We start from the raw sequence: 25,723 nt of genomic DNA on the forward strand, positions 1-25,723 counted from the left end.
GCATCCCGGGATCAGTCGTCGTCGTCCTTGCGCTTGCGCCAACGGATGCCGGCGGCGATCAGGCCGTCGAGATCGCCATCGAACACGACGGCGGGGTTGCCGACCTCGTATCCGGTGCGCAGGTCTTTCACCAGCTGCTGGCCGTACAGGAAGTAGGAGCGCATCTGGTCACCCCAGCTCGCGGTGATCGTACCGGCGAGCTCCTTCTTCTTGGCCGCTTCTTCTTCGCGCTTGAGCAGCAGCAGGCGCGTCTGGAGGACGCGCATGGCGGCCGCACGGTTCTGGATCTGCGACTTCTCGTTCTGCATCGAGACGACGAGGCCGGTCGGGATGTGCGTGATGCGCACCGCCGAGTCGGTCGTGTTGACCGACTGGCCACCGGGGCCGGACGAACGGAAGACGTCGACGCGGATGTCGCCCTCGGGGACCTCGACCTCGACGGCCTCTTCCATGACGGGGATGACCTCGACGGCGGCGAAGCTCGTCTGGCGCTTGTCGGCGCCGCCGAACGGGCTGATGCGCGCGAGACGGTGGGTGCCGGCCTCGACGGACAGGGTCCCGTAGGCGTAGGGGACGTCGATCTCGAACGTGGCCGACTTGATGCCCGCGCCCTCGGCGTAGGAGGTGTCCATGACCTTCACGGGGTACTTGTGGCGCTCGGCCCAGCGCAGGTACATGCGCAGGAGCATCTCGGCGAAGTCGGTCGCGTCGTCGCCACCGGCGCCGGAGCGGATCGTCACGACCGCGGACCGCGCGTCGTACTCGCCGTCCAGGAGCGTCTGCACCTCGAGCTGCCCGATCACGTCACGGAGAGAGGCGAGCTCCTTGCGCGCCTCCTCGGCGGACTCCTCGTCCTCCATCTCGTTGGCGAGTTCGACGAGCACCTCGAGGTCGTCGAGACGCTGCTCGATCTCGGTGATGCGCTTGAGCTCGGCCTGACGGTGGCTGAGGCGGCTGGTGACCTTCTGGGCGTTGTCGACGTCGTCCCAGAGGTCGGGGGCACCGGCCTCCTCGTTCAGGCGTTCGATGTCGGCGGTGAGTGCGTCGACGTCGACCACGGCCTGAATATCGGCGAAGGTCGAGCGCAGCGCCTGGATGTCGGCGGCAAGGTCCAGTTCGAGCATGACACTCCAGCCTATCGTGGACACGATGACGAGCGACTCCCCCCGAGACGTGCTGGTGCGCTTCGCGCCCATGATCTACGGCCCCACCCTCCTCTTCGCCCTCGGCGAAGGGGCGGTCATCCCGCTCATCCCGGTGATCGCGAACCGGCTCGGCGCGGACGTCGCCCTCGCCGCGCTCATCGCGTCGGCGCTCGTCGTCGGGCAGCTCTGCGGCAACATCCCCGCCGGGTGGGCGGTGGCGCGGTTCGGAGAACGCCTTACGATGGGTGTCGCCGGCATCGTGATCCTCGGCGGTCTCGTCGGGGTGGTGCTCGCGAACTCGCTGGCCGTGTTCGCGGCCGCGGTCTTCCTGATCGGGTTCTGCGCGGCATCCTTCGCCCTCGCCCGACACTCGTTCATGACCACGCGCGTGCCGTTGCACTTCCGCGCGCGGGCGCTGTCGCTGCTGGGCGGGACGTTCCGGCTCGGCATGTTCGTGGGCCCGTTCATCTCCGCCGCCCTCCTCGGGATCTTCGGAGAGGAGTCGGCATCCATCGCGTTCTTCGCGGTCTGCCAGGTGGCGACGATCCTTCTGGTCTTCCTCGGTCCGGACCCGGAACGCGCGATCGCCGCACCGACCGCGCGAGCGACCGGAGGGGTGGATGCCGAGGACACCGGCGAACCCGTCACCGGCTCGATCCCGACGGTGGAGCGCACCGGCGTGTTCCGCACGATGTGGCGGTTCCGCGGTGTGCTCGCACGCCTCGGCCTCGCCGCCGCCTCCCTGTCGGCCGTGCGGTCGGCCCGTCAAGTCGTGCTGCCTCTGTGGGGCGTCTCGCTCGGGTTGGACGCCTCGACGATCGCCGTGGTCGTCGGCGTGTCCGGCGCGATCGATTTCGCGCTGTTCTACGCCAGCGGGCAGGTCATGGACCGGTTCGGACGCCTCTGGGCCGCGCTCCCCGCCATGATCCTGATGGGTGCGGGATTCTTCGCCCTCTCGGTCACGCACGAACTCGACAGCGCGTCCATGTGGTTCGCCATGTTCGCGGCCGTACTCGGCGTCGGCAACGGACTGTCCAGCGGCATCCTGCTGACCCTCGGCGCCGACATCGCACCCACGACCGATCCGGCGGCGTTCCTCGGATCCTGGCGCACGCTCACCGACGGGGGCGGGGCCGTCGCCCCCGTTCTCATCTCCGTCCTGACCGCTGCGGTGTCGCTGCCGGTCGCGGTCGCGGCGATGGGCGTGATCGCGGTCCTCGGGGCCGCGGGGTTCGTGCGCTGGGTACCGAGGTACGTGCCGCGCACGCGCTGATCCGCACCGCGGGATGTTTCTGTCCCGTAAACATTCCTGCACCTGTTGTTCATCGCCGGAAATTGTGGTCACAATCGTGACCACTGCCGTCTCCTCACGACGGCAGGAGTCATTCCCCCCTGGATGATGCGGGCAGAGGTGCCCGCGGAGAGGTGCATTCACGTGCCCAGAACCACTTTGTCGACCCCTCCCCCGCGCGCGAGACGCGCGACCTGCCTGATCGCGGCCGGAGCTCTCGTCGGCGGCTCGCTCCTGATCGCCCCGGCGGCCACCGCGGCGCCGGAGGACGGCCCCGAGACGCTCGGCCTGACCGGCGCGGACGTCATGACGCACCTGACCGAGATCGCGGAGATCACCGAGTCGTACGCCGACCAGGACTACCGGGCGTTCTACGCCCCCGGCTACACCGCCGCCGCGGAGTACGCCGAGCAGGTACTGGAGGACACCGGCGCGTTCACCGTCACGCGCCAGGAGTTCGAGGAGCCGTACTCGGTCTTCGGCGATGCGAGCCTGACCGTGGACGGCACCGTCTACGAGGGCTCGCACTTCGACCTGTCCGAGGGAACCGACGCGCCCTACACGGCGCCGCTCGCTCAGCCCGCCGCCGACGATGACGGCCTGCGGCTCGGCTGCGTCGCCGACGACTTCGCCGACATCCCCGACGGGGCGATCGTGCTCGTGCAGCGAGGAGTCTGCACGTTCGAGGAGAAGATCGGCTTCGCCTCGACCGCCGGAGCGGGCGCGGTGTTCGTCTACAACAACACCCGTCCGACCGAGGAGGGCGTCGGCCCCGAAGACCAACTCACGAACGTCGCATCGGGTCCCCGCAACGAAGACAACGCCCCCGCCGCCACCCTGCCGCAGGCCTCGGGCGAGACCCTGGCGGCCCTCATCGCCGCAGCCCCGGCGGACACCCCGGTGGAGGGGACGGCCGAGATCGTCAAGGAGTTCCTCATCGGCAAGACGTTCAACGTCATCGCCGACAGCATCGCCGGCGACCCCGAGGACACGATCGTCATCGGTGCGCACCTCGACAGTGTCCCCGAGGGACCGGGCGTGAACGACAACGCCTCCGGCTCCGCCGCGATCCTCGCGCTGGCCGAGAAGATCGCGGCATCCGACGTCCCGAACGACAAGCGCATCCGCCTCGCGCTCTGGAGCGCCGAAGAGGTCGGGCTCGTGGGTTCGACCCGCTACGTCGAGGACCTCGCGGCCAACGATCCGGCCGAACTCGGCCGCATCTCGGCGTACCTCAACTACGACATGATCGGTTCGGAGAACTTCACGGTCGGGGTGTACGACGCCAACCGCTCGACGTTCCCCGCGGAGGGCGTGGACATCCCCGAGGGCTCCGCCGAGTTGGAGAAGGTCTACACCGACTACTTCGACGGCATCGACCAGCCCTGGATCGACAGCGAGTACTCGGGACGCTCGGACTACCAGGCGTTCATCGACAACGGCATCCCCGCGGGCGGCCTCTTCTCGGGCGCCGACGACGTGAAGACCGCCGAGCAGGCCGCGGTGTTCGGCGGCGAGGCCGGGGTCATCATGGATCGCAACTATCACACGGTCGATGACACGCTCGCGAACGTGAGCCGGGAGTCGATCGACATCTTCGCTCCCGCGATCGGCAACGCCGCCGCGGTGCTCGCGTGGAACGCGGTCGTGCCTCCGGTCGAGCCGTCGCCCGAGCCCACCGACCCCCCGGTGGAGCCGTCACCCGAGCCCAGCGTCTCGGCCAGCGCGTCCCCGACCGCGACCACCGCACCCGCGGGGACCACGGGTTCGCGCGGGAATCTCGCGAACACCGGCTCGGAGGTCGAGGGCTCGCCGCTGCCGCTGATCGGCGCCGGCATGCTCGGCCTCGGCGTGCTCATCGCGGCCGGAACGATCATCCACCGTCGTCGCTCGCAGAGCGGAGACGCCTCGTAACACCACGCACCGGCGGGGTCGCGCACCGATGTGCGCGACCCCGTCGCCGTGTCGTGGCCGCAACCGGCGTCCACGCCGATTTGCCGACGACGCCCCCGACGCCGGACGATGATCCCGGACGCGCACCGATCGTCGGAAGGGATGCCGTCATGAGAGACGTCGACCGCGGATCGCTCGCCGTTTCCGCCGCCCTGGCCTCCGTCGCGGGCTTCGTCGACGCGATCGGCTTCCTCGACACCGGCGGCCTGTTCGTCTCCTTCATGAGCGGCAACTCCACCCAAGCGGCCGTCGAAGTGATCGGTCCGGGAGCGTTGATCGCCCTCGCATCCGCCGGCATCATCGCCGCGTTCGTCGCGGGCGTGGCGCTCGGCGGCGTCGCGAACACGGCTCTGGCGAGACCCCGGCCCTGGATCGTCGCGGGAGCGGCTCTCGTCGTCGGCTCGGTGGCGCTGCTCGCTCTCGCCGGCTCCGCCACGCTGTGGCGCGCCGGACTCCTGGCGGCCGCGATGGGAGCCCTGAACACGCTGTTCCTCGCCGACGGCCGTGCGCGCGTCGCGATCACCTACAGCACGGGAACACTGGTCAGTCTGGGACTCGCCCTCGCCGCGCTCGTCACGGGCGGCGCCCGGACGGCGTGGAGGCGACCGCTGCTGCTGTGGGGCGCGCTCGTCACGGGAGCGGTCCTGGGTGCGGTGGCGCACCGGGCCGGCAGCCCGCTCGCGCTGGCCCTCGCGTGCGTCGCGCTGGGGATGTGCGCGATCACCCTCGCCCGTCAGCCGACGTGACGTCGAAGCGCGGGTCTTCTCGACCCGCGCCTCGACCCGGCTCAGCGAGACCGATCAGTCGTCGGCATCCGCCACCCGGATGAGCACCTTCCCGGTCGCGCCGCCCTCGACGGCGTCATGCGCCGCGGCGGTCTGCTCGAGCGAGAACAGCTTCAGGGGAAGACCGGCGTCCTCCCCCACCGGCAGCACCCCGTCGGCGACCGCGGCCGAGACATCCTCCGCCGCGGCGGCGAGAGCCTCCTCGCCCACCGTGTAGAGCAGCAGTCCCTGCCAGCGGACGTTCTTTGCGAAGCTGTCGCGCACGGCCGCGGTGAAGGTGTCGCCGCCGTTGTCGGCGTAGTACCCGATCGACCCGTGGTTCGCGACGACCTCGACGTCCAGCCCTGCGTTCTCGGCGATCGCCACCTCGACGATGTGGTCCACGCCCTGCGGGGCGAGCTCACGGACGCCATCCGCCAACCCGGCATCGGGATAGCGCAGCACGTGGTGGGCGCCGGCGGCGCGGGCGAACGCCTCCTTCTCGGCGCTGCTGACGGTCGCGATGACGGTGGCGCCGGCCCAGACGGCGAGCTGGATCGCCGCGTGCCCCACGGCACCGGCGCCGCCCTGCACCAGGACGATCCGACCCTCGAGCGCCCCGGGCGTGAGGCGCGCCGGGCCGAACTCGTGCACGGTGAGGGCGCGGTGGGCCGTCATGGCGGGGACGCCGAGGCTGGCCCCGAGCTCGAACGACGCCCCGTCGGCGAGGGGCACGGCGCGCGCAGCCGGGATCACGGAGTACTCCGCCGCGGTCCCCGTCGGCCGCTGGTGAGCAGCCAGGTGGATCCACACGCGGTCGCCGACGGCGAGGTGGTCGACGCCGTCGCCCACGGCATCCACCGTTCCGGCACCGTCCTGATTCGGGGTGACCTCGTCGGCGACGAGGGGGCGTCCGACGCTCGCTCGCGCCTTCCAATCGGTTGGGTTGACGCCGGAGACGGCGATGCGCACCCGGACCTCGCCGGGGCCGGGTTCGGGGATCTCGCGGTCGACGAGCGAGAGGACGGACGAATCACCGGGGGTGGAGTAGACGATTGCCTTCATACGAAGGTGAAGGACCGGGGGCGAGTCCGCATTCCCGCGACACGCGCCTGCTCCCGACATGGGGTCGTCGTCGTTGACGGCGGCTTCACATGGAGCGCGGGACGGTCAGCCCTAGAATGAGTCATCTCGCGGGAGTGGTGAAACCGGCAGACACGCAGGATTTAGGTTCCTGTGCCTTCGGGCGTGGGGGTTCAAGTCCCCCCTTCCGCACGGACATCCCTTCCACGACACCGTTTCTTCCGACCCGACGGGACCGATGTGATCCACTCCGCAGGCCTGCTCCCCTGGCTGGACCCGGCCGCCATCATCACCAACTCCCAGCCGTGGGCGCTGCTGGTGGTGTGCTTCATCATCTTCGCGGAGACGGGGCTGCTGATCGGCTTCCTCCTCCCCGGTGACACGCTGCTCATCATGGCGGGGCTCCTGTCGCACTCGACTCCCGCGGCACCGAACGGCGTGTTCGGGATCAACGCCTGGTGGGTCGCCTTGGCGATCGGCGTGTCCGCGTTCATCGGCGGCGAGGTCGGCTACTTCATCGGCCACAAGGCCGGACCGTCGATCTTCGAGCGCAAGGAATCCGGCATCTTCAGCCGGAAGAACGTCGAACGCACGAACGCGTTCTTCGAGCGCTTCGGCGGCATCACCGTGATCCTCGCCCGCTTCGTGCCGGTGGTACGAACCTTCGCGCCCATCGCCGCCGGCGTCGGCCACATGCCGTGGCGCAAGTACTCGCTCTACAACCTGATCGGCGCCATCATCTGGGGTGTCGGCCTGACGATGCTGGGCTACGCCGTGGGCTACATCCCGTTCGTGCGCGACATCGTGACCGAGTACATCGACGTCATCCTGCTCGCCGCCGTCGCGGGCACGGCGATCTTCATCGCCGTGCACTACTTCCGCGAGCGTGCCGCGGCCAAACGCGAGGCGGCTGCCGGCACCTCGACCGATTCGGCGTCACTGGTCCTCGACCCCAAGACGCTCGAGGACGGCGACCACCGCTCCCACTGAGCGCGGCGGCGATCACGACGCCTTCGAGGCCTTCTTCTTCGGCTCCGCCTTCTTCTTCGGGGCGGGTTCCTCGGCCTTCCCGGAACGCGCCGCGCGACTGCGTTCGACGCTCGCGCGGAGCGCCTCCATCAGGTCGATGACCTCTCCGCCGTCGTCGTCGGCATCCTGCTCCCCGAACGTCGCGGCCGTGTCGATCGCATCGCCCTGTTCGAGCTTGGCGTCGATGAGCGTGCGCAGCTCGCGCTGGTACTCGTCGCCGAACTCCTCGGCGTCGAAGTCCTTCGAGAAGCTCTCGACGAGGGAGGCCGACATCTCCAGCTCCTTCGCGGAGATGCGCACGTCCTCGTCGAGGGCGGGGAACTCGGCCGCACGCACCTCGTCGGCCCAGAGCAGCGTCTGGAGCACGAGGACGTCACCGCGCGTGCGGAGCGCCGCCAGCCGTGTCTTCTGCCGGAGCGAGAATCGGACGATCGCGGTGCGGTCGGTCTGCTCCAGCGTCTTCCGCAACAGGACGTAGGCCTTCGGCGACGCGGAGTCAGGTTCGAGGTAATACGCCTTGTCGAGGGTGAGCAGGTCGACCTGGTCGCTGGGGACGAACTCGACGACCTCGATCTCTCGGCTGCGTTCGCTCGGGAGCGACGCGAGGTCGTCCTTGGTCAGCACCACGGTCTGCTCACCGTCGTCGTAGGCGCGGTCGATGTCCTGGTACGGGACGACCTCGCCGTCGACCTCGCAGATGCGCTGGTAGCGGATGCGTCCGCCGTCCTTGTTGTGCACCTGGTGCAGCGGGACGTCGTGGTCTTCGGTCGCGGAGTACACCTTGACGGGCACGTTGACGAGACCGAAGGTCAGTGCGCCTTTCCAGATCGATCGCATGGGTCCAGTGAACACCCCCGGCAGCCCGGATGCCGAGACCCTTGCGCGGCATCCGCGCCCTCGTCCGCTCTACGCTGGGGCGATGGTGGAGCAGACAGTGCGGATCGACGGCCGTCGCCTGCGCCTGTCCAACCTCGACAAGGTGCTGTACCCCGAGACCGGGACCACCAAGGGCGAGGTCATCGACTACTACACCCGCATCGCTCCTCGGCTGCTCCCCCACGTGCAGGGTCGACCCGTGACCCGCAAACGCTGGCCGGACGGCGTGGGAACCGCGGCCGAGCCGGGTGAGCCGTTCTTCGCGAAGGCGCTGGAGCCGGGCGCACCGGCCTGGATGCCACGGCATCCGATCGATCATTCGTCCGGCGCCAAGGACTACCCGCTCGTCGAGGACGTCCCGGCGCTGGTGTACCTCGCGCAGGTCGCGAGCCTGGAGCTGCACGTGCCGCAGTGGCGGTTCGACGCCGCCGGTACCCGCCTCGATCCCGACCGAATCGTCCTGGACCTCGACCCGGGGCCGGGAGTGGGGCTCGCGGAGTGCGCCGAGGTCGCCCGGTGGGCGCGGGCGATCCTGCTCGACATCGGCCTCGACCCGCTGCCGGTCACCAGCGGCAGCAAGGGCATCCATCTGTACGCCCACCTCGACGGGCGGCAGACGAGCGACGCGGTCAGCGCCGTCGCGAAGGAACTGGCGCGCGCGATCGAGGCCGACCACCCCGACCTCGTCGTGAGCCAGATGTCCAAGGCCGCGCGCCCCGGCAAGGTGTTCATCGACTGGAGCCAGAACAACGGCTCGAAGACGACGATCGCGCCGTACTCGCTGCGCGGCCGCGCTGAGCCCACGGTCGCCGCGCCGCGCACGTGGGAGGAACTCGACGATCCGGGACTCCGGCACCTGCTGTTCCACGAGGTCCTGGAACGCACGGGCGATCCCCTCGCCGCGATCGATCGCCCGGAGGGTCCGCTGCGCGCCTATATCGCGAAGCGCACGGCCGGCCGCACGCCCGAGCCCGTCCCCGAGCACCCGCATGCCGAAGCCGGCGGCGAGGGACTCCCCCGCTTCGTCATCCAGGAGCACCACGCGTCGCGCCTGCACTGGGACCTGCGGCTCGAACGCGACGGCGTGCTGGTCAGCTGGGCGGTCCCGAGAGGGGTTCCGCCGACGACCGGCAAGAACAGCCTTGCGGTGATGACCGAGGACCACCCGATGCAGTACCTCGACTTCGCGGGCGAGATCCCGCGCGGACAATACGGCGCGGGCACCATGACCGTCTGGGACACCGGCACGTACGAGCTCGAGAAATGGCGGGACGACGAGGTCATCGCGACCCTCACCGGCCGCTCGGACGGTCCGCTCGGGCGCGTTCGGCTCGCCCTCATCCGCACCGAGGGCTCCGGCGAGAAGTCGCAGTGGCTGCTCCACCGGATGAAGACGGATGCCGAGGGCCGGCCGCAGCGTGAGGGGTCGGCCGTGGCCCCCCGCGCGGATCCTGCACCCGCGGCCGCCGCAGCGCCGTCGCCCACCTCTGCACCCGCGACCGCCGGCGACCTGCGCCCCATGCTCGCCACCTCCTCCACGCCGGGACTGGCGCGCGCGGCCGCCGAGCGCTGGGGACGGGAGTGGGTGGAGATGAAGTGGGACGGCATCCGCGGGATCGGGATCTGGGACGGGGAGCGCCTTCGGCTGCGGTCGCGCAACGGCAACGACCTCACCGCCACCTACCCCGAGCTCACGTCCGTCGACCTCGGTCTGGGCGCAGCTCCCGCGGTGCTCGACGGGGAGATCGTCGCGCTCGACGCCCAGGGGCGGCCGAGCTTCCCGCTGCTGCAGAAGCGCATGAACCTCGCCCAGGCGCGCGAGATCACGCACGAGGCCGCCCGCACCCCGGTGCAGCTGTACCTGTTCGACGTGCTCGAGGCGGACGGCCGCGATGTCACGGGACTCCCGCTGGCAGAACGCCGCGAGATCCTCGAGCACCTGGCGGCGGATGCGGCAGCCGTCGTCGTGGTGCCGCCCGTCTTCGACGACGTCGAGGCCGCACTCGCGGCCAGCGGACGGTTCGGACTCGAGGGCATCGTCGTGAAGGATGCCGGATCGCCCTACCGCCGAGGAGAGAGATCCGACCGCTGGCTCAAGGTCAAGCACTCCCGAACGCAGGAGGTCGTCATCGGCGGCATCCGTCCCGGGAAGGGCAACCGCTCGGGCGCGATCGGGTCGCTGCTGGTCGGTGTGCCCACGGCCGATGGGCTGCAGTACGCCGGGCGCGTCGGTTCGGGCTTCGGCGAGCGGACGCTCGCGCGCCTGTCCGAGGTGCTGGAGCCTCTTCGCACGGATGCCGATCCCTTCGTCGGCGTGCCGGCGGCCGACGCCCGCGACGCCCTGTGGGTGCGCCCCGACCTCGTGGGCGAGGTGGAGTTCGCCGAGTTCACGCCCGGTGGCATCCTGCGCCAGGCACGGTGGCGCGGCCTCCGGCCCGACAAGGACCCGGCGGACGTCGTCCGTGAGGACTGAGCGCTACGCGTGCTGCGCGTCGTGCTCCACGTGACCGGCGGGTTCGAGCTGGAACGTCGAGTGCTCGACGTCGAAGTGGTCGGCGAGGCACGTCTGAAGGGATGCCAGGATCCGCGATGCGCGACCGTCGGTGAGGGCCGCCTCCTCCACGACGACGTGCGCGCTGAACACCGGCGCTCCGCGCGTGAGCTGCCACACGTGCACGTCATGCACGTCGACGACGCCGTCGGCCCCGCGCAGGTGCTCGCGGATCTCCGCCACATGCACGCCGGTCGGCGCCGACTCGGTGAGCACGACCATGACCTCGCGCAGCAGGCCGAGGGCCCGCGGGACGATCATCACCGCGATGAACAGCGAGGCGATGGCATCCGCCTGCACGAATCCGGTCGTGACGATCACGATCGCCGCGACGATCACCGCCGCGGAGCCGATCAGGTCGCCCAGCACCTCGAGATACGCGCCACGCACGTTGATGCTGCGCTTCTGCGCGCGGCCCAGCAACCACATCGACACGGCGTTCGCGAGGAGACCGACGACGGCCACGACGAGCATGAGCCCGCCCTGCACCTCGGCCTCGGCCGGCGTGAGCAGCCGCTGAACCGCCTCGAATGCGACCCACAGGCTCAGGACGATGAGCACGATGCCGTTGACGAGCGCGCCGAGCACCTCGGCACGCTGGTACCCGAAGGTGCGGCGGTCATCGGCCGGACGCGCCGCGATCGCCGTCGCGATGAGCGCGACGACGAGCGCCGCGGCGTCGGTGAACATGTGCGCCGCATCGGCGAGCAGCGCGAGCGATCCGGTGAGGATCGCGCCCACGACCTGCACCACCATCACGGTCGCCGTGAGACTCAGCGCGATCGCGAGCAGGCGTCGGTTCCCGGCATCGCGAATGCCGCCGGCGGGCGCGTGATCGTGCATGGATCCAGGCTAGAGCCGCGCCGGGGCACCCCGCGGCGATTCGGGCTAGTCGGGAATGAGAGCGGTTTTCGCTCTCGCCGCGCGGCTCAGAGCGTCCGCAGCAGCGGCACGAGGCTGCGGAACGCACGCGCCCGGTGCGAGTGCGCGTTCTTCTCCTCGGCCGACCACTCCCCGACCGTGCGCTCGGCCGTGGCATCCTGCCCGTCCGGGATGAAGATCGGGTCGTAGCCGAAGCCGCCGGGCCCGGCGGGCGCCGTCGCGAGGCGGCCGGGCCAGCGGCCCTCGACCGTGTCCTCGGTGCCGTCGGGACGCACGAGCGCGATCACCGACACGAACTGCGCCGTACGGTGCGGGTCGGCGACATCGGAGAGCTGGTCCAGGAGCAGCTCGAGGTTGGCCGCGGCATCCTTCTTGTGACCTGCCCAGTAGGCGGAGAACACGCCCGGCGATCCGCCCAGGACGTCGACCGCGACACCGGAGTCGTCGGCCAACGCGGGCAGCCCCGTGTGCGCGGCGGCCGCGCGCGCCTTGATGAGCGCGTTCGCGGCGAACGTCACACCGTCCTCGACCGGCTCGGGGCCGTCGTACCCGACGACCTCGAGGTCGGGACGGGTCGCTGCGACGATCGCCTGGAACTCCTCGACCTTGTGCGGGTTGTGGGTGGCCAGGACGATGCGCGCCACGTCAGCCCTCCAGCGCCGCGGTCTGCAGGTCGCGCAGCTGCGCGCAGCCGTTGACGCCGAGCTCGAGCAGCTGGTCGAGCTCGCGCTTGTCGAAGGGCGCGCCCTCGGCCGTGCCCTGCACCTCGACGAACAGGCCGCGGCCGGTGACGACGACGTTCATGTCGGTCTCGGCGCGCACGTCCTCGACGTACGCGAGGTCGAGCATCGGGGTGCCGTCGATGATTCCGACGGACACGGCCGACACCGAGTCCACCAGCACCTCGGAGCGCTGCGCGATGAACTTCTTCTCGCGGCCCCACGCGATGGCATCCGCGAGGGCGACGTACGCGCCCGTGATCGCCGCAGTGCGCGTGCCGCCGTCGGCCTGCAGCACGTCGCAGTCGATGACGATCGTGTTCTCGCCGAGCGCCTTCGTGTCGACGACGGCGCGGAGCGCGCGGCCGATCAGGCGCGAGATCTCGTGCGTGCGACCCCCGACCTTGCCCTTGATGCTCTCGCGGTCGTTGCGGCTGTTCGTCGCGCGCGGGAGCATCGCGTACTCGGCCGTGACCCAGCCCTTGCCCTTGCCCGTGAGCCAACGCGGCACGCCGTTCGTGAACGACGCGGTGCACAGCACCTTCGTGCCGCCGAACGTGATGAGTGCCGAGCCCTCGGCGTGCGCCGACCATCCCCGCTCGATCGTCACGGGGCGCAGCTGGTCGTCGGTCCGGCCGTCTTTACGGGTCATGGGTCCTCCTCAGGACGGAATGGATGCCGCGCCTCAGCGCGGCAGGTCGATGGCGCCGGTCTGCACCAGCTGCACATCGCGGATCTCGCGGCCCATCAGGCGATGGGCCAGGCGGACGAACTCGTCGGCCGACGCTCCCGTCGCCTCGTAATGATGGGTGGGGATGGCATCCGGACCCGCGAGCAGGTCGCCGGACACGAGCTGTCGGTACACGTCCTTCGCGGTCTCGCTGTCGCTGGACACGAGGCTCACCTCGGGCCCCATCACGTAGCTGATGGCGCCCTCGAGGAACGGATAGTGGGTGCAGCCGAGGACGAGCGTGTCGACGCCGGCGCGACGCAGCGGCGCCAGGTACTCCTCCGCGACCGCGAGCACCTCGGGCGAGTCGGTGACCCCCGCCTCGACGAACTCCACGAACCGGGGAGCCGCCTCGGCGAAGACGGTGAGGCGCTCATTGACCTCGAGCATGTCCTGATAGGCCCGCGAACCGATCGTGCCGACCGTGCCGATCACGCCGATGCGGCCGTTGCGGGTGGTGGACATCGCGGTGCGGACGGCGGGCCCGATCACCTCGACCACCGGCACGTCGTAGCGCTCGCGCGCGTCACGCAGCATCGCGGCGGATGCCGTGTTGCAGGCGATCACGAGCATCTTCACGCCCTGCTCGACGAGCGTGTCGAGCACCTCGAGCGCGTACCGCCGGACGTCGGCGATTGGCTTCGGCCCGTACGGCGAGCGAGCCGTGTCGCCGATGTAGAGGATCGACTCCCGCGGCAGCTGCGCCGAGACCGCGCGGGCGACGGTGAGACCACCGACTCCCGAGTCGAAGATGCCGATCGGCGCGTCGTTCATAGGCATCCAGCCTACCCGGCGGCCACCGCGCGACCCCGGTGCGCCCGCCGCTCGCGGGCCGAACTCCGGAGAATGTGGGCGCGAGGCCGGGTTCAGTGCTCGCGGCCCCGCCGTTCTACCGGAAACTCAGGAGTTTCGCACGGGGCGCTGCTGCAGCAGACCCCGGCATAGGCTGGCGCGATGACCCGCAGTACGGCTCTCCACACCGATCGCTACGAACTCACCATGCTCGACGCGGGCCTCCGCGACGGCACGGCGCAGCGGCGCTGCGTCTTCGAGGTGTTCGGTCGGCGCCTCTCGGGCGGGCGGCGATTCGGCGTCGTGGCCGGGACCGGGCGACTGCTCGACGCGATCCGCGACTTCCGCTTCGGCGACGACGAGCTGCGCTACCTGCGGGACAACCGGATCGTGGATGCCGCCACCCTCGACTTCCTCGCCGGATACCGCTTCACGGGGTCGATCACCGGCTACCGGGAGGGCGAGATCTACTTCCCCGGATCTCCGCTGCTCACCATCGAGGGGACGTTCGCCGAGGCGGTCATCCTCGAGACTCTGGCCCTGAGCGTCCTGAACTTCGACTCGGCGGTCGCCACCGCGGCCGCCCGCATGAGCGTCGCCGCCGGCGACCGCCCCCTGGCCGAGATGGGATCGCGTCGGGCCGGCGAGGAATCCGCCGTGGCCGCTGCGCGCGCCGCGTACATCGCCGGGTTCTCCGCCACGAGCAACCTCGAGGCGGGCCGCCGTTGGGCGGTGCCGACCATGGGCACCGCCGCGCACGCCTGGACGCTCCTGCACGACAGCGAGGAGGACGCGTTCCGCTCCCAGATCGCGGCCGTCGGCACCGACACGACGCTGCTGATCGACACGTACGACATCCCCGAGGGAGTGCGCACCGCCGTGCGCGTCGCGGGGACCGGGCTGGGAGGGGTGCGCATCGACTCCGGCGACCTGCCGATCGTGGCGGGAGAGGTGCGCGCGCTCCTCGACGAACTCGGCGCCACCGGTACGCGGATCACGGTCACCAGCGACCTCGACGAGTATGCGATCGCCGCGCTCGCCGCCTCCCCCGTCGACAGCTACGGCGTCGGCACCTCAGTCGTGACCGGCTCGGGTGTGCCCACCGCCGGTCTCGTCTTCAAGCTCGTGGCGCGGGCGGACGCGGACGGCTCCTGGGTGCCCGTCGCGAAGGCCTCGGCTCAGAAGGCCTCGCACGGAGGCCGCAAGGCGGCGTTCCGCACACTCGACGCGGGTACGGCCACGACCGAGCTCATCGTCGTGAGCGACGGCTTCGAAGAGCTCGCCACCGCCGCCCAGCACCCCGACGCCCGGGCACTCCAGGTTCCGCTGATGGTGGACGGGGAACCGGATGCCGCCGCGCTCGGCCCTGACGGAGTGGGAGCCGCCCGGGCCCACCATGCCCGTGTGCGCGAGGAGCTGCCCGTGCGCGCTCTTGCGCTCAGTCGCTCCGACCCTGCCCTGCCGACCGAGTACGTGGAGGTGTGAGCGCACTTCCGGCGCTCTCGGGGCGAAAGCCCTGACGTCGTGGGTGAGATTCGTCTCGCGTCCGGGGCGGGGCATGCTCGCGCTGCCTAGCGTGGAACCTCGCCCCGGTGCACCTGCTCTCGAGCTCTCAGCGATCGGGCGACCCCAGCACCGAACGGAGAGTTCCATGCCCGACGATGCGTCATCGCCCCGATGGCTCGAGCCCACGCGCCGCACCGTCCTCTCGGCGACGGCGTGGGTCGCACCCGCGTTCGCGGCGACGTTCGTGCCCGCCGTCGCGCAGTCGGCGACGTCGGTACCGATCTCCAAGCTGCGGATCAGCGAGGGCTGGGCGGTGACCGACGCGAGCAGGTACGACCCCGCGACCCACACCACGCGCGGTCCCCTCGCGATCTACGCCGCAGCCCACTACGACCAGAACATCACGTGGTGGCCGACACGCGACCCCGAACCCGCGGTGGTGCAGTACACGATCGAGGTCGTGCCTCCCGCACCCGCCGCGACCACGACGCTGTCGGGTTACTTCTCGATCACGCTCGGCGGATACGCGCAGAACCTGAACTGGTATCCCGGCGAGAACGTGTACCCGATCGCTCCGGGAACGTACACGATCACGTTCACGATCTACGGCTCGGACGGATCGACCTCGCAGACGAAGTCGCTCACCCTCGGGTGATCGGCGAGGGATTCAGCCGTTCAGGGATTCGTAGATCTCTTTGCACTGCGGGCAGACGGGGAACTTCTCGGGATCGCGGCCCGGCGTCCACTTCTTCCCGCACAACGCGCGCACAGGCTTGCCCGTCAGGGCCGACTCGAGGATCTTGTCCTTCTTCACGTAGTGGGAGAACCGCTCGTGATCACCCGGCTCGATGTTCTCCTCGCGGATGAGCTCTTCGAGCTCGCGATCCAGGGTCGCGAGACCCCCGCTGTCCGGTCGGTCGAGAGGCGTGCTCATGGTCTGCCAGTGTAGCCGCGGACCGCGGGGCTCGGACGGTTCTCCGCTCCGACCACCGGCGGGGGCCGCCGGCGACGGGCGTCAGGTGGCTTCGGCGAACTCCATGAGCCGCGTCCCCCGCCGCTCGAACTGCGCCGCTCCTACCGCGACCCCGACCACGAGGACGACGACCCCTGCCCCGAGACCCGCCCACAGCGCGGCGAAGGCATCGGCGGTGTCGGATGCCACGGCCTGCCAGGCGAACCAGATCGCCGGGCTCGCCGCGATCAGGGCACCGATCATGACCAGGGCCTGAGACGCGACGCCACCGGAGCCCGTGCGCTGCGGCTGCTGGAAGGGGCTGTCGCCGGGACGGGAGACGGCGTACGGAGCGACGACCGACGCGATGCTCGACAAGCCCAGCCCCGAGAGGAAGAGGGCCGCGCACACGCCCACGAGCGCGGGAGCGAAGGCCCACCGACCATGGACCGCGATGGCGAGCGGGATGGCGATGGCCAGGAGCGGAAGCGCGATGAGCACGACCGGCACGAGGCGACCCAGTCGGTCCGAGAGCCCCCGGACACCGCTCGCGATGTGCATCCAGAGCGCCGTCGAGTCGTACGCCAGATCGTTGTGGGGCAGCCATCCCAGGAACAGGGCGATGATCGGCGCAGGGAGAAGAACGGCGTACTCGACGGGGACGCCGGCGACGATGAGCGGGAGGGTCGTGAGGACCGCGGCGATCGGAACGACCACGACGTTGACCACGTAACGGCGGTCGCGGAACCAGTACGACAGGCTGCGCGCCGCGACAGCGCCTCCGGGCGTGCCGGGGAGAAGGGCGAACCACCCCAGGCCCGCGCGCTCGCGGACGGTGAAGGGGCGCGGCGTCGTCGTCAGCAGGACGCGGACGAGGACGAACCAGGCGGCGGTCAGAAGGGCGACGGTCGCGAGGGCGACGACGACGCTCGCTGCGGCGGCACCCGCGGTCGGAGCCACAGCGATGTTCCATGCCGCGCCGACAGGTGTCCACCCGAGCACTTCGGCAGCCGAGACGAGCTGCGAGGGAACGGCTCCGCGCCACTCGAGCGAGCCCAGGAAGATGCCCACGGGAACGACCACGACGAGCACGGCGACGAGGTAGACCCCGATCAGCTCGCGCGATTGCCGGGGACGACGCACGAGGGCTCCGAGGGCGAGGCTGACACGGGCGAGCAGGACGCAGGTGGTCACGCCGAGCACGATCGACACGATGCTGCCGCCGACGGGCGCCCCGTGAGCGGTCCACGCCACCGCGACGCTGACGGCCAGGACGACCACGACGACCACGGGGACGCTGAAGAACCCGGCCGCCAGCAGTGCGGCCGCGAGCGGTCGGGGCTCGGGGCCGATCACGGCGAACCGACGCGGGTCGAGAGGGTCGACGGAGGCGGTGACCGGCGGGGCGATCGCGAAGCCCAGGGTGACCGCCGAGCCCGCGAGCACCGTCACCACCGCGGTCGTCAGACGGTCGGAGTCGGCCAGGGCGACGACGTTGACCGCGGCGAAGACGGTGCCGGCGATGAGGACGAACAGACCGACGGCGCGGCGCAGCACATGATCCCGATCGCCCCGGAGGGCGCCGAGCATCATCGCGAGCCTCAGGCGGAGAACGTGTGCAACCACTCGAGCCCCTCCACGTCGCCGAGCCCGCCGGAGAGCTCGAGGAAACGCTGCTCGAGCGTCGACTCGCCGCGCACCTCGTCGACGGTGCCCTCGGCGAGCACCTGCCCCGACACGATGACCGCGACACGCGAACACACGCGCTCCACCAGCTCCATTCCGTGGCTGGAGAGGATCACCGTGCCACCGTGGTCGACGTAGGCGCGCAGGATGTCGAGGATCACCGCACTGGAGACCGGATCGACGGCCTCGAACGGCTCGTCGAGGACGAGCAGGCGCGGCGAATGGATCATCGCCCCGGCCAGCATGACCTTCTTCGTCATGCCCGCCGAGTAATCCGACACCGGTCGACCGAGCGCCTCGACGAGGTCGAAGGCGCGAGCCAGGTCGGCGGCGCGACTCTCGACGACGGGCGACGGCAGACCGCGCAGCGCGCCGTAGTACGACAGCAGCTGGCGGCCGGTGAGACGGTCGAACGTGCGGAGGCGATCCGGGAGGACGCCGATCAGCTTCTTGGCGGCGCGCGACTGGCGTCCCGCGTCGACGCCGTTGATCTCGACCGTTCCGCCGTTCGAGCGGAGGAGACCCGCGATGATCGAGAGCGTCGTCGTCTTCCCCGCCCCGTTCGGTCCGACGAGACCGTAGAACGAGCCGGCCGGGACGGTCAGGTCGACGCCGTCGACCGCCCGCACCTCGCCGAACAGCTTCGTGACGTTGCGCAGACGCAGCGCCGGAACGTCGCTCGCGACGTCGCTCTGGTCCGCGGCGGCCGGGGCGGCCGCGGCACCGGCGACTTCGGCCGCGGACGCGTCCTGCGCCTCCGCCGCTCCCGTCGCGGCGATGTCGGCGTCGGCGTCGGCGTCGACCGAATCGATGTCCTGGTCGGTGAGCGACGACTCCTCCACCGCGGGGTCGGATGCCGACTCCCCGGGGACGCTCTCGTCGGCGATCTCGGATTCCGGGACCGCGGACTCATTCTCGGCGGATTCGTCGACGGTCAGCGGCTCGGCGGCGGCCGGCTGCGCGGCGGCGGACTGCTCGACGGCAGACTCTTCGGCGGCGGACTGCTCGACAAGCACCGGCTCGTCGACCACCGTCTCGTCGACCACCGGCTCTTCGGCCGCCGCTTCTTCGGCAGCTGCAGGCGACGCGTCCGTCAGCGTCTCCACGGACACCGGCTCCGCGAGCGTCGGCGTCTCGACGGACACTGGCTCCGCGACCGTCACCGGCTCCTCAGACACCGGCTCCGCGGCGTCCGCCGTCTCGTCGTCGACCGCAGGCTCGACGGCCGCAGGTTCGTCGGCCGCGGGCTCCTCGACCGCCACCGGCTCCTCGACGACGGCCTCAACCGGGGTCGCATTCTCATCCGATGGGATGAGGGCCGGAGAGGAGGATGCCTCGACCGCGATGTCGTCGCCGCCCGCAGCCTCCTCGGACACCGGCTCGGCGACAGCCACCGGCTCCTCGACGACCGCCGACTTATCCACCGGCTCCGCGACAGCCACCGACTCGTCGACCGGCAGCTCGTCGACCACCTTCGGCTCCTCGACGGCCACGTCCGCCGGCGTGGGATCGGCGACGGACGGTGAACCACCCACGGGCGGCAACGGCGGCCTCGGCGGCACGACCAGATCGGCGGGCAACGGCGGCGGCGGACCGGGATCGACCACCGGACGCGCCTCGTCCGGAACCGCCGACGGGGCGGTCCGCGGGGTGGCCGGCTTCTTCGCGGCGGCGGATGCGCGCGGCGTGGTCGGCTTCTTCGCGGCCGGCGTGCGCGGAGTCGCCGGCTTCTTCGCCGCGGACGTGCGCGGCGTCGCGGGGTTCTCAGCCGCGGATGTGCGCGGCGTGGCCGGCTTCTTCGCGGCCGGCGTGCGCGGCGTCGCCGGCTTCTTGGCCGCGGGCGTGCGCGGGCTGCGCGGCGCGGCCCCGGTGGAGGCGTTGCGTGCCGACGAAGTTCGCGGCGTCGACTTCTTCACCTCCGGCGTGTCGCCCTGATCGGCGGCATCCGATTCGCCCGTTGCGCGAGGCGACGACGATGCGGTGCGCCGGGGCGTCCGGGGACGCGGTGGGGGCGTGGGAGAGGCGTCAACGCTCGCCGCATCGTCCTCCGACCCAGCGGAGGCGGACTCAGGGGGCTGCGGCAGCGACGCTGTCATCGTTCCAAACTATCAACCCCCTCCGACACCCACCCCAGCGGGTGACACGCGGCGTCCGAGACGGTAGGCATCACGAAAGGACAACGACCATGGCGAATTCTGCACCTTCCCAGAGCGTTTGACTAGCATGAATTCGACACGAAGGCGTGACATTCCGGTGAACCGGAAATGACAACTCATCCCCCAGGAGCCTGCCTTGACCCTTCAGATCGTCATTCTCGCCGCGGGCATGGGCTCGCGATTGGGGAGAAGTCTGCCCAAACCGCTGACCGTTCTCGCTGACGGGCGCAGCATCATGCAGCAGCAGCACGACAACATCCGCGCGGCGTTCGGCCGCACTGCCCGCATCACCACCGTCGTCGGCTACCGGGCGGAGACCGTCGTCGACGCGTTCCCGCGTGTGGATTACGTCTACAACGACCGCTACGACCAGACGAACACCTCCAAGAGTCTGCTGCGCGCCCTTTCGGCGACCGGCCGCGACGGAGTGCTGTGGATGAACGGCGACGTCGTGTTCGATCCCGACGTGCTCGGCCGCGCCCTCGAGCTGATCGAGGGCGACCGGTCCTTCGTCACGGTCAACACCGCCAAGGTCAGCGACGAAGAGGTGAAGTACACGGTGGATGCCGAGGGCTTCGTCGCGGAGCTCTCCAAGACCGTCCGTGGCGGCCTGGGGGAAGCCGTGGGCATCAACTACGTCGCCGCCCGCGACAAGAAGACACTCCAGCGCCACCTGCAGCGCGTCGACGACCAGGACTACTTCGAACGCGGTATCGAATTGGCCATCGCCCAGGACGGGATGCGCGTCGAGCCTCTCGACATCTCCGACCTCTACGCCGTCGAGGTCGACTTCGCGGAAGACCTGGAGCGCGCGAACCTCTTCGTCTGATCTCCGACGCGCGTCAAGGCCCGGACGACATCGCCCCACGGGGGCAGGATGGAATCATGGCTGAGAAGGTGCATCGCATCCATTCCCTGCCCGACGACGCGCCGTGGAAGGGCGGGCTGCCGCCGGCGGGGTCGGAGGAGCATCCCCGCACGATCCGCATGCTCGACCGCGTGCTGTCCGTGCAGCGTCCCGCGGTGCTGGCCCACCTGCGGAGCATCCGACTGCGGCATCCGGATGCCTCCCCGCAGGAGATCCTCCGGATCCTCGAGCGGCGTTACCTCGCGGCCGTGACCACGGGCGGCGCGGCCGTCGGCGCGACCGCCGTCGTGCCGGGCATCGGGACCGGTGTCACCCTGGCGCTGAGCGGCGTGGAGACGGTCGGCTTCCTGGAGGCCACGGCGCTGTTCGCGCAATCGGTCGCCGAGGTGCACGGGGTCGCGATCGAGGACCCCGATCGTGCCCGCGCCCTCGTCCTGACCCTGATGCTCGGCAAGGAGGGGACGGACCTCGTCGCCCAGCTGGCGTCGCAGGCCGCCGGACGCGGGACCACCCGCGCCGGCTACTGGGGGGAACTCGTCACGAAGACGCTCCCCCGCGCGGCCGTCGGACCCCTGGTCGACCGCCTCAAGACCACGTTCGTCCGTCAGTTCGCGGCCCGGGGCGGCGCCTCGTGGCTCGGCAAGGCGCTCCCGTTCGGCGTCGGGGCCGTCGTGGGCGGGGCCGGGAACAACATCCTCGGCCGTCGCGTGCTCGTCACGTCGCGGCGGGCCTTCGGGACGCCTCCGCTGATCCTCCCCCACGACCTGGAACCGCGACCCGGAGCCGACAGACTCGAGCGCCGAGCGGTGGGCGGCGTGCAGCGCGTCGGCGGCGCCATCGCCGGAGCCGTCGGCTCCGCGGGCCGGCGGACGGGGTCCGTCGCCCGGAAGGCATTGCCGCGCCGCAAAGACCGCGACGACGCGGCGTCGTCCGACGCGCCCTGACGCCTTGTCATCGACGCGGCCCGCGCGCAAGACCCGAGCGCTCGACACCCGATCGCGTTAGCCTCGCCGCATGGGTGACCTCCTCGATCTCCTGACCGTGTGGATGCCGCGACAGCGGTGGTACGGCACGAAGGGTCGCGATCCGCGACTGACCCTCGTCGCCGATGAGGAGCTCGTCATCCCCGGCACGCGGGTGCTTCTCGTCCGAGACGAGGCGGTGACCCCCGCATCCGTCTACCAGGTGCCGGTGTCAAAGCGCGACCCGGACGCCGTGCTCCCCGGGAGTCTCATCGGCCCTGCGGGCGACGGGCGGGTGTGGGCGGATGCCGTCACCGACCCCGCTTTCACCGACCTGTTGTTCCATCTCGTCACCGAGGGCGGTGCGGGGGCGACAGGCGACGGCGGGTTCATCGGCATCCCCCTGACGGCACCGCCCGCGACGACCGCGACCGCCGTTCCCGCGCGCGTGCTGAGCGGCGAGCAGTCCAACACCTCGATCATCTTCCGCCCGGAGGGTGCTGCCCCGGTCATCTGCAAGCTGTTCCGTCAGGTCAACGCGGGGGTGAACCCGGACGTCGAACTGCAGTCCGCGCTCGCCGCCGGCGGGGCGACGTTCGTGCCGGCCGCGATCGGCGAGGTCCGGGGCACCTGGACGACGGCGGACGGCGACGAGGCGACCGGGTCGCTCGCCTTCGCGCAGGAGTTCTTCGACGGGGTCGAGGACGCGTGGCGGGTCGCCCTTCTCGCCGCCACCGCCGGAGACGACTTCAGCGCCCCGGCTCGAGCGCTCGGGGCCAGCGTCGCGCGGATGCACGTGGCGTTGGCCGACGCCTTCCCCACCGTGGCACCCGACGCCGAGGTGCGTGCGCGGGTGGCCGCTGCCTGGGAGAGGCGCCTGGCCATCGCGGTGTCCGAGGTGCCCGCGCTCTCGCCCTACGCCGACCGCATCCGGCAGGTGTACGCCGACGCCGTGGCGGCCGCGTGGCCGCCCCTGCAGCGCGTGCACGGCGACCTGCACCTCGGTCAGGTCCTGCATACGCCCGCGAACGGGTGGGTACTGCTCGATTTCGAGGGAGAACCGCTGCGCCCGATCTCGGAGCGCCGCAGCCCCGACCTCGCCGTGCGCGACGTCGCCGGCATGCTGCGCTCGTTCGACTACGTCTCGGGCGCCGTGGCCGACGACGACGGCGCGGCCGTGCGCGCCTGGGTCATCGCGGCGCAGCAGGCGTTCCTGTCCGGCTACGCCGAGACGGTCGGCGCGGGCCAGACGGCCCCCGATGCACTGCTGGCCGCGTTCGAGCTCGACAAGGCCGTGTACGAAGCGATCTACGAGACCCGCAACCGTCCCGACTGGATCGGCATCCCGCTCGCCGCCATCGGGCGACTCGCGCCGCTCACCGCCTGATCACCCGGTGGCCGGAGACCGGCATCGGCGAGGTCACGCGGGGACGCCCGCGTTCCAGCTCTCCCAGCGCTCCATGAGCGTGCGGACCGCCGAGTGGAAGCGCTCGGTCGAGGCCCCGGGAGCCGTGTCGCCGAAGTAGTACCGCACCCAGTGGTCGAGGCGCGCGACGGCGTCGGGGTCGTCCAGCACCCGGTCGGCGCGTGCCACGATGTCGGCCGCGGACTCGGCATCCAGCCATTCGGCATCCGACAGGTACCCGGTGTCGTCCACGAGGGCCTCCGGGTCGACGGGCCGCGTGACCAGCAGTGGTCTCCCCGCGGCGAGCCGGTCGTACACCATCGCGGAGATGTCGACCACCGCGAGGTCGGCGGCGGCGAGTTGCCACCCGAGATCGGCCCCGGTGTCGTGCACGTGCTGGGCGGTCGGATCGGCGGCATTCGCGGCGCCGAGGGCGGCGACGATCCGATCGTTCGCCGCGCCGTAGGCCGCGTCGACCACGCCGGACCGCGGATGGGGTCGGTAGATCACCCGATGACGGCCGGTGGCGAGCAGTGCCGTCACCAGCGCTTCGCCGTGCGTGAGGATCGAGCCGTAGTGGGCAGCGGGACGATCCCCCTCCCACGTCGGGGCGTAGAGCACGACGCGGCGACCATCGGGCGTGTACGGCAGGTCGCCGGAGTAGTGGTCGGCCTGCGGACGGCCGATGGCGAATGTCCGGCGGTCGAGGTCGTAGTCCCAGAGCGTCCGGGACAGACGCGCCCGAGCGGCGTCACCGGCGACGAACGCGTAGTCGTACGCGGTGAACTGGTTGGTCGTCATGTACATCTTGTCGGACTCGCCGTGGTTGATGAACACGTGCCAGCGCCGCCCGTATCGGAACATCTGGAAGTTGCGGGTGTTCTGGTTGACGTAGAAGACGATCCGCACGTCCTGCTCGTCGAGCACCTGTTCGACGTCGCGCACCGTGGGGGCGTAGGCCACCGGCAGTGCGTCGTCGCGCAGCAGCGCGTCGGCGCCGCGGATCGAGCGGGCGATCACCACGACGGGCCACTCGCGCGCGAGCTCGCGAAGCGGTGCGTACCACTGGCGCATCTGGTACATGTTCACGGGGCCGTCGGCGAAGTAGACCGCGATGCGGAAGCGGTTCTGCGGCAGGGGTCCGCGTTCGGCGAGCGCTCGGCGGAGGTCGGTGCGCGCACGGCGGGTGGCCAGGGCCTTGCGGAGGAGCCCGACGGCGAGCCGGGCGTCGCGGGCGAGGGGCATCCTTCCAGGGTACCGGCCAGGTCGGCGTGGAACGATGGAATGATGCACCTCGCGACCCCCGGCCGCCGAGACGCGCCCGTTCCCCCCGACGACGCCGGCGTGAGCTTCGTCATGCCCGTCCTGAACGAAGAGCGGTACCTGCGCCGCGCGGTCGCCTCGACGCTGGCGCAGGACGTGCCGGGCCCGGTCGAGCTCGTGCTGGCGCTCGGGCCGTCCACGGATGCCAGCGACGAGATCGCCCGCGAGATCGCCGCCGTGGACCCCCGGGTGGTGCTGGTGGACAACCCCGCCGCCGATATCCCGGTGGGGCTGAACCTCGCGATCGGTCGGAGCCGCTTCGCCACGGTCGTGCGGGTGGACGCGCACTCCGAGCTGCGGCCCGGATACGCGCGACGCGCCTTGGCGACGCTCCGGCGTACGCGCGCGGCGAACGTCGGCGGGGTGATGCGGGCGGACGGACGCTCCCCGTTCCAGCGCGCGGTCGCCCGCGCCTACAACTCCCCCGTCGGCCTCGGGGGCGGGGCGTACCACGGAGGCACCGAGGAAGGGCCGGCGGAGTCGGCGTACCTGGGAGTGTTCCGGCGCAGTGTGCTAGAGGAGGTGGGCGGGTTCGACGAGACCCTCCGCCGCGGCGAGGACTGGGAGCTGAACCTGCGCATCCGCCGCGCCGGCTACCGCGTGTGGTTCGATCCGGCGCTGTCGGTGGTCTATTGGCCGCGGGAGAGCTGGACGCGACTGGTGCGGCAGTTCCGGGCGACGGGCGCGTGGCGCGGCGAACTCGTACGGCGCTACGGTCGGCGCAACTCCCTGCGCTTCTTCGCTCCCCCGGCACTCGTCGGTGCGGCCGCACTGTCGCTCGTCGTCGCCGTCGCGCAGGCTCTCGGGATCGTGCGCTCCCCCGCGGCCCACGCGGTGCATGTGCCCGTCGCCGCGTACGGGGTGCTCGTCGCCGTCGTCGCCCTGGGGCGCGGCGGAGGCCGGGGATGGCGCGATCGCGCCTGGACTGCGGCCGTCCTGCCCTCGATGCACCTGCCCTGGGGAGCCGGGTTCCTCTGGGGTGTCGCGCGCGGAGCCCGCGACACCGTCGACACCTCGCGGCTCGACGGCCGCAATACGCCTCTGCCCTGA

Annotated in this window: 23 protein-coding genes and 1 tRNA gene; 13 read left to right on the forward strand and 11 right to left on the reverse strand. The window is 71.1% G+C overall.

Annotation, left to right across the window (positions count from 1 at the left end; translation table 11 throughout):
* Positions 1 to 11: 11 nt before the first annotated feature.
* Positions 12 to 1,124: a peptide chain release factor 2 gene (prfB, locus tag CSIV_RS12525; RefSeq protein WP_077052644.1), complete on the reverse strand. Its 1,113-nt coding sequence runs from the start codon at positions 1,122 to 1,124 to the stop codon at positions 12 to 14.
* Here prfB and CSIV_RS12530 point away from each other — a divergent pair.
* The 3 genes from CSIV_RS12530 to CSIV_RS12540 all read left to right on the forward strand — a co-directional run bounded on the left by CSIV_RS12530 (position 1,123) and on the right by CSIV_RS12540 (position 5,135).
* The gene (locus CSIV_RS12530; protein ID WP_237488623.1) at positions 1,123 to 2,418 is read left to right on the forward strand and encodes an MFS transporter; all 1,296 of its coding nucleotides are present in this window, start codon (positions 1,123 to 1,125) and stop codon (positions 2,416 to 2,418) included. The two genes, prfB and CSIV_RS12530, sit on opposite strands and share 2 nt — an antisense overlap.
* Before the next feature lie 162 nt (positions 2,419 to 2,580).
* On the forward strand, positions 2,581 to 4,350 hold the full coding sequence (locus CSIV_RS12535) for a M20/M25/M40 family metallo-hydrolase (protein WP_160897413.1): 1,770 nt from the start codon (positions 2,581 to 2,583) through the stop codon (positions 4,348 to 4,350).
* Between the two features lie 149 nt (positions 4,351 to 4,499).
* Complete coding sequence (locus CSIV_RS12540) at positions 4,500 to 5,135, forward strand: YoaK family protein (protein ID WP_077052646.1); 636 nt, start codon at positions 4,500 to 4,502, stop codon at positions 5,133 to 5,135.
* 54 nt (positions 5,136 to 5,189) lie between these two features.
* Here the strand turns inward: CSIV_RS12540 and CSIV_RS12545 are convergent, their stop codons facing one another.
* Positions 5,190 to 6,218: an NADPH:quinone reductase gene (locus tag CSIV_RS12545; RefSeq protein ID WP_077051729.1), complete on the reverse strand. Its 1,029-nt coding sequence runs from the start codon at positions 6,216 to 6,218 to the stop codon at positions 5,190 to 5,192.
* A 128-nt stretch (positions 6,219 to 6,346) separates the two neighbouring features.
* On the opposite strand from CSIV_RS12545, the gene CSIV_RS12550 reads away from it, so the two are divergent.
* Positions 6,347 to 6,428 (forward strand) — tRNA-Leu (locus tag CSIV_RS12550).
* Between the two features lie 51 nt (positions 6,429 to 6,479).
* The gene (locus CSIV_RS12555; protein WP_077052647.1) at positions 6,480 to 7,226 is read left to right on the forward strand and encodes a DedA family protein; all 747 of its coding nucleotides are present in this window, start codon (positions 6,480 to 6,482) and stop codon (positions 7,224 to 7,226) included.
* Positions 7,227 to 7,238: 12 nt separating this feature from the next.
* Here CSIV_RS12555 and ku read toward each other — a convergent pair whose 3' ends face one another.
* Entirely contained in the window at positions 7,239 to 8,102 is an 864-nt protein-coding gene (ku, locus tag CSIV_RS12560) for a non-homologous end joining protein Ku (protein ID WP_077051730.1), read from the reverse strand.
* 82 nt (positions 8,103 to 8,184) lie between these two features.
* Here ku and CSIV_RS12565 point away from each other — a divergent pair, with 82 nt between their 5' ends.
* On the forward strand, positions 8,185 to 10,614 hold the full coding sequence (locus tag CSIV_RS12565; protein WP_077051731.1) for an ATP-dependent DNA ligase: 2,430 nt from the start codon (positions 8,185 to 8,187) through the stop codon (positions 10,612 to 10,614).
* 3 nt (positions 10,615 to 10,617) lie between these two features.
* Here the strand turns inward: CSIV_RS12565 and CSIV_RS12570 are convergent, their stop codons facing one another.
* From CSIV_RS12570 to murI, 4 genes are all read right to left on the reverse strand, one after another.
* Entirely contained in the window at positions 10,618 to 11,535 is a 918-nt protein-coding gene (locus tag CSIV_RS12570) for a cation diffusion facilitator family transporter (RefSeq protein WP_077051732.1), read from the reverse strand.
* An 86-nt stretch (positions 11,536 to 11,621) separates the two neighbouring features.
* Positions 11,622 to 12,218, reverse strand: a complete 597-nt coding sequence (rdgB, locus tag CSIV_RS12575) for an RdgB/HAM1 family non-canonical purine NTP pyrophosphatase (RefSeq protein ID WP_077051733.1) — start codon at positions 12,216 to 12,218, stop codon at positions 11,622 to 11,624.
* Position 12,219: 1 nt separating this feature from the next.
* On the reverse strand, positions 12,220 to 12,945 hold the full coding sequence (gene rph / locus CSIV_RS12580) for a ribonuclease PH (protein WP_076490178.1): 726 nt from the start codon (positions 12,943 to 12,945) through the stop codon (positions 12,220 to 12,222).
* 33 nt (positions 12,946 to 12,978) lie between these two features.
* Positions 12,979 to 13,797, reverse strand: coding sequence for a glutamate racemase (gene murI, locus CSIV_RS12585; RefSeq protein ID WP_077051734.1), 819 nt, complete (start codon positions 13,795 to 13,797; stop codon positions 12,979 to 12,981).
* 180 nt (positions 13,798 to 13,977) lie between these two features.
* Between murI and CSIV_RS12590 the strand changes: the two genes are divergently transcribed.
* Together CSIV_RS12590 and CSIV_RS12595 are read left to right on the forward strand one after the other, a co-directional pair.
* The gene (locus CSIV_RS12590) at positions 13,978 to 15,300 is read left to right on the forward strand and encodes a nicotinate phosphoribosyltransferase (protein WP_077051735.1); all 1,323 of its coding nucleotides are present in this window, start codon (positions 13,978 to 13,980) and stop codon (positions 15,298 to 15,300) included.
* Between the two features lie 166 nt (positions 15,301 to 15,466).
* Positions 15,467 to 15,976, forward strand: a complete 510-nt coding sequence (locus tag CSIV_RS12595) for a hypothetical protein (RefSeq protein ID WP_077051736.1) — start codon at positions 15,467 to 15,469, stop codon at positions 15,974 to 15,976.
* 12 nt (positions 15,977 to 15,988) lie between these two features.
* Here the strand turns inward: CSIV_RS12595 and CSIV_RS12600 are convergent, their stop codons facing one another.
* The 3 genes from CSIV_RS12600 to CSIV_RS18575 form a co-directional block, all read right to left on the reverse strand.
* Positions 15,989 to 16,255 (reverse strand): DUF3039 domain-containing protein, encoded by a 267-nt coding sequence (locus tag CSIV_RS12600; RefSeq protein WP_077051737.1) that lies wholly within the window; start codon positions 16,253 to 16,255, stop codon positions 15,989 to 15,991.
* A gap of 81 nt (positions 16,256 to 16,336) precedes the next feature.
* A complete protein-coding gene (locus CSIV_RS12605) occupies positions 16,337 to 17,899 on the reverse strand; it encodes a hypothetical protein (protein ID WP_077051738.1) in 1,563 nt (520 codons plus the stop codon).
* Entirely contained in the window at positions 17,875 to 19,452 is a 1,578-nt protein-coding gene (locus CSIV_RS18575) for an ABC transporter ATP-binding protein (protein WP_238592375.1), read from the reverse strand. Before CSIV_RS18575 ends, CSIV_RS12605 begins: the two co-directional genes overlap by 25 nt.
* A 10-nt stretch (positions 19,453 to 19,462) precedes the next feature.
* Here CSIV_RS18575 and CSIV_RS18650 point away from each other — a divergent pair, with 10 nt between their 5' ends.
* The 4 genes from CSIV_RS18650 to CSIV_RS12630 all read left to right on the forward strand — a co-directional run bounded on the left by CSIV_RS18650 (position 19,463) and on the right by CSIV_RS12630 (position 23,332).
* Entirely contained in the window at positions 19,463 to 19,894 is a 432-nt protein-coding gene (locus CSIV_RS18650) for a hypothetical protein (protein WP_077051739.1), read from the forward strand.
* Between the two features lie 357 nt (positions 19,895 to 20,251).
* Positions 20,252 to 20,944, forward strand: a complete 693-nt coding sequence (locus CSIV_RS12620) for a phosphocholine cytidylyltransferase family protein (RefSeq protein ID WP_077051740.1) — start codon at positions 20,252 to 20,254, stop codon at positions 20,942 to 20,944.
* A 56-nt stretch (positions 20,945 to 21,000) separates the two neighbouring features.
* On the forward strand, positions 21,001 to 21,927 hold the full coding sequence (locus CSIV_RS12625; RefSeq protein WP_077051741.1) for a hypothetical protein: 927 nt from the start codon (positions 21,001 to 21,003) through the stop codon (positions 21,925 to 21,927).
* 70 nt (positions 21,928 to 21,997) lie between these two features.
* Positions 21,998 to 23,332, forward strand: a complete 1,335-nt coding sequence (locus CSIV_RS12630; RefSeq protein ID WP_077051742.1) for a maltokinase N-terminal cap-like domain-containing protein — start codon at positions 21,998 to 22,000, stop codon at positions 23,330 to 23,332.
* Between the two features lie 33 nt (positions 23,333 to 23,365).
* Here the strand turns inward: CSIV_RS12630 and CSIV_RS12635 are convergent, their stop codons facing one another.
* Positions 23,366 to 24,595: a CDP-glycerol glycerophosphotransferase family protein gene (locus CSIV_RS12635; protein ID WP_077051743.1), complete on the reverse strand. Its 1,230-nt coding sequence runs from the start codon at positions 24,593 to 24,595 to the stop codon at positions 23,366 to 23,368.
* Positions 24,596 to 24,637: 42 nt separating this feature from the next.
* On the opposite strand from CSIV_RS12635, the gene CSIV_RS12640 reads away from it, so the two are divergent.
* Positions 24,638 to 25,723 carry a glycosyltransferase family 2 protein gene (locus CSIV_RS12640; protein ID WP_077052649.1) on the forward strand — a complete coding sequence of 362 codons (1,086 nt, stop codon included), beginning with the start codon at positions 24,638 to 24,640 and terminating at the stop codon, positions 25,721 to 25,723.

It is taken from the genome of Microbacterium sp. CSI-V (assembly GCF_001984105.1).
Classification (GTDB): Bacteria; Actinomycetota; Actinomycetes; order Actinomycetales; family Microbacteriaceae; genus Microbacterium.

What these genes read in the sequence shown, in the direction of transcription:
- CSIV_RS12530 (WP_237488623.1), top strand. Translation starts at nt 1,123, where the DNA reads ATGACACTCCAGCCTATCGTGGACACGATGACGAGCGACTCCCCCCGA.
- prfB (WP_077052644.1), bottom strand. Translation starts at nt 1,124, where the DNA reads ATGCTCGAACTGGACCTTGCCGCCGACATCCAGGCGCTGCGCTCGACC.
- CSIV_RS12540 (WP_077052646.1), top strand. Translation starts at nt 4,500, where the DNA reads ATGAGAGACGTCGACCGCGGATCGCTCGCCGTTTCCGCCGCCCTGGCC.
- CSIV_RS12545 (WP_077051729.1), bottom strand. Translation starts at nt 6,218, where the DNA reads ATGAAGGCAATCGTCTACTCCACCCCCGGTGATTCGTCCGTCCTCTCG.
- ku (WP_077051730.1), bottom strand. Translation starts at nt 8,102, where the DNA reads ATGCGATCGATCTGGAAAGGCGCACTGACCTTCGGTCTCGTCAACGTG.
- CSIV_RS12565 (WP_077051731.1), top strand. Translation starts at nt 8,185, where the DNA reads ATGGTGGAGCAGACAGTGCGGATCGACGGCCGTCGCCTGCGCCTGTCC.
- CSIV_RS12570 (WP_077051732.1), bottom strand. Translation starts at nt 11,535, where the DNA reads ATGCACGATCACGCGCCCGCCGGCGGCATTCGCGATGCCGGGAACCGA.
- rph (WP_076490178.1), bottom strand. Translation starts at nt 12,945, where the DNA reads ATGACCCGTAAAGACGGCCGGACCGACGACCAGCTGCGCCCCGTGACG.
- murI (WP_077051734.1), bottom strand. Translation starts at nt 13,797, where the DNA reads ATGAACGACGCGCCGATCGGCATCTTCGACTCGGGAGTCGGTGGTCTC.
- CSIV_RS12590 (WP_077051735.1), top strand. Translation starts at nt 13,978, where the DNA reads ATGACCCGCAGTACGGCTCTCCACACCGATCGCTACGAACTCACCATG.
- CSIV_RS12595 (WP_077051736.1), top strand. Translation starts at nt 15,467, where the DNA reads ATGCCCGACGATGCGTCATCGCCCCGATGGCTCGAGCCCACGCGCCGC.
- CSIV_RS12600 (WP_077051737.1), bottom strand. Translation starts at nt 16,255, where the DNA reads ATGAGCACGCCTCTCGACCGACCGGACAGCGGGGGTCTCGCGACCCTG.
- CSIV_RS12625 (WP_077051741.1), top strand. Translation starts at nt 21,001, where the DNA reads ATGGCTGAGAAGGTGCATCGCATCCATTCCCTGCCCGACGACGCGCCG.
- CSIV_RS12630 (WP_077051742.1), top strand. Translation starts at nt 21,998, where the DNA reads ATGGGTGACCTCCTCGATCTCCTGACCGTGTGGATGCCGCGACAGCGG.
- CSIV_RS12635 (WP_077051743.1), bottom strand. Translation starts at nt 24,595, where the DNA reads ATGCCCCTCGCCCGCGACGCCCGGCTCGCCGTCGGGCTCCTCCGCAAG.
- CSIV_RS12640 (WP_077052649.1), top strand. Translation starts at nt 24,638, where the DNA reads ATGCACCTCGCGACCCCCGGCCGCCGAGACGCGCCCGTTCCCCCCGAC.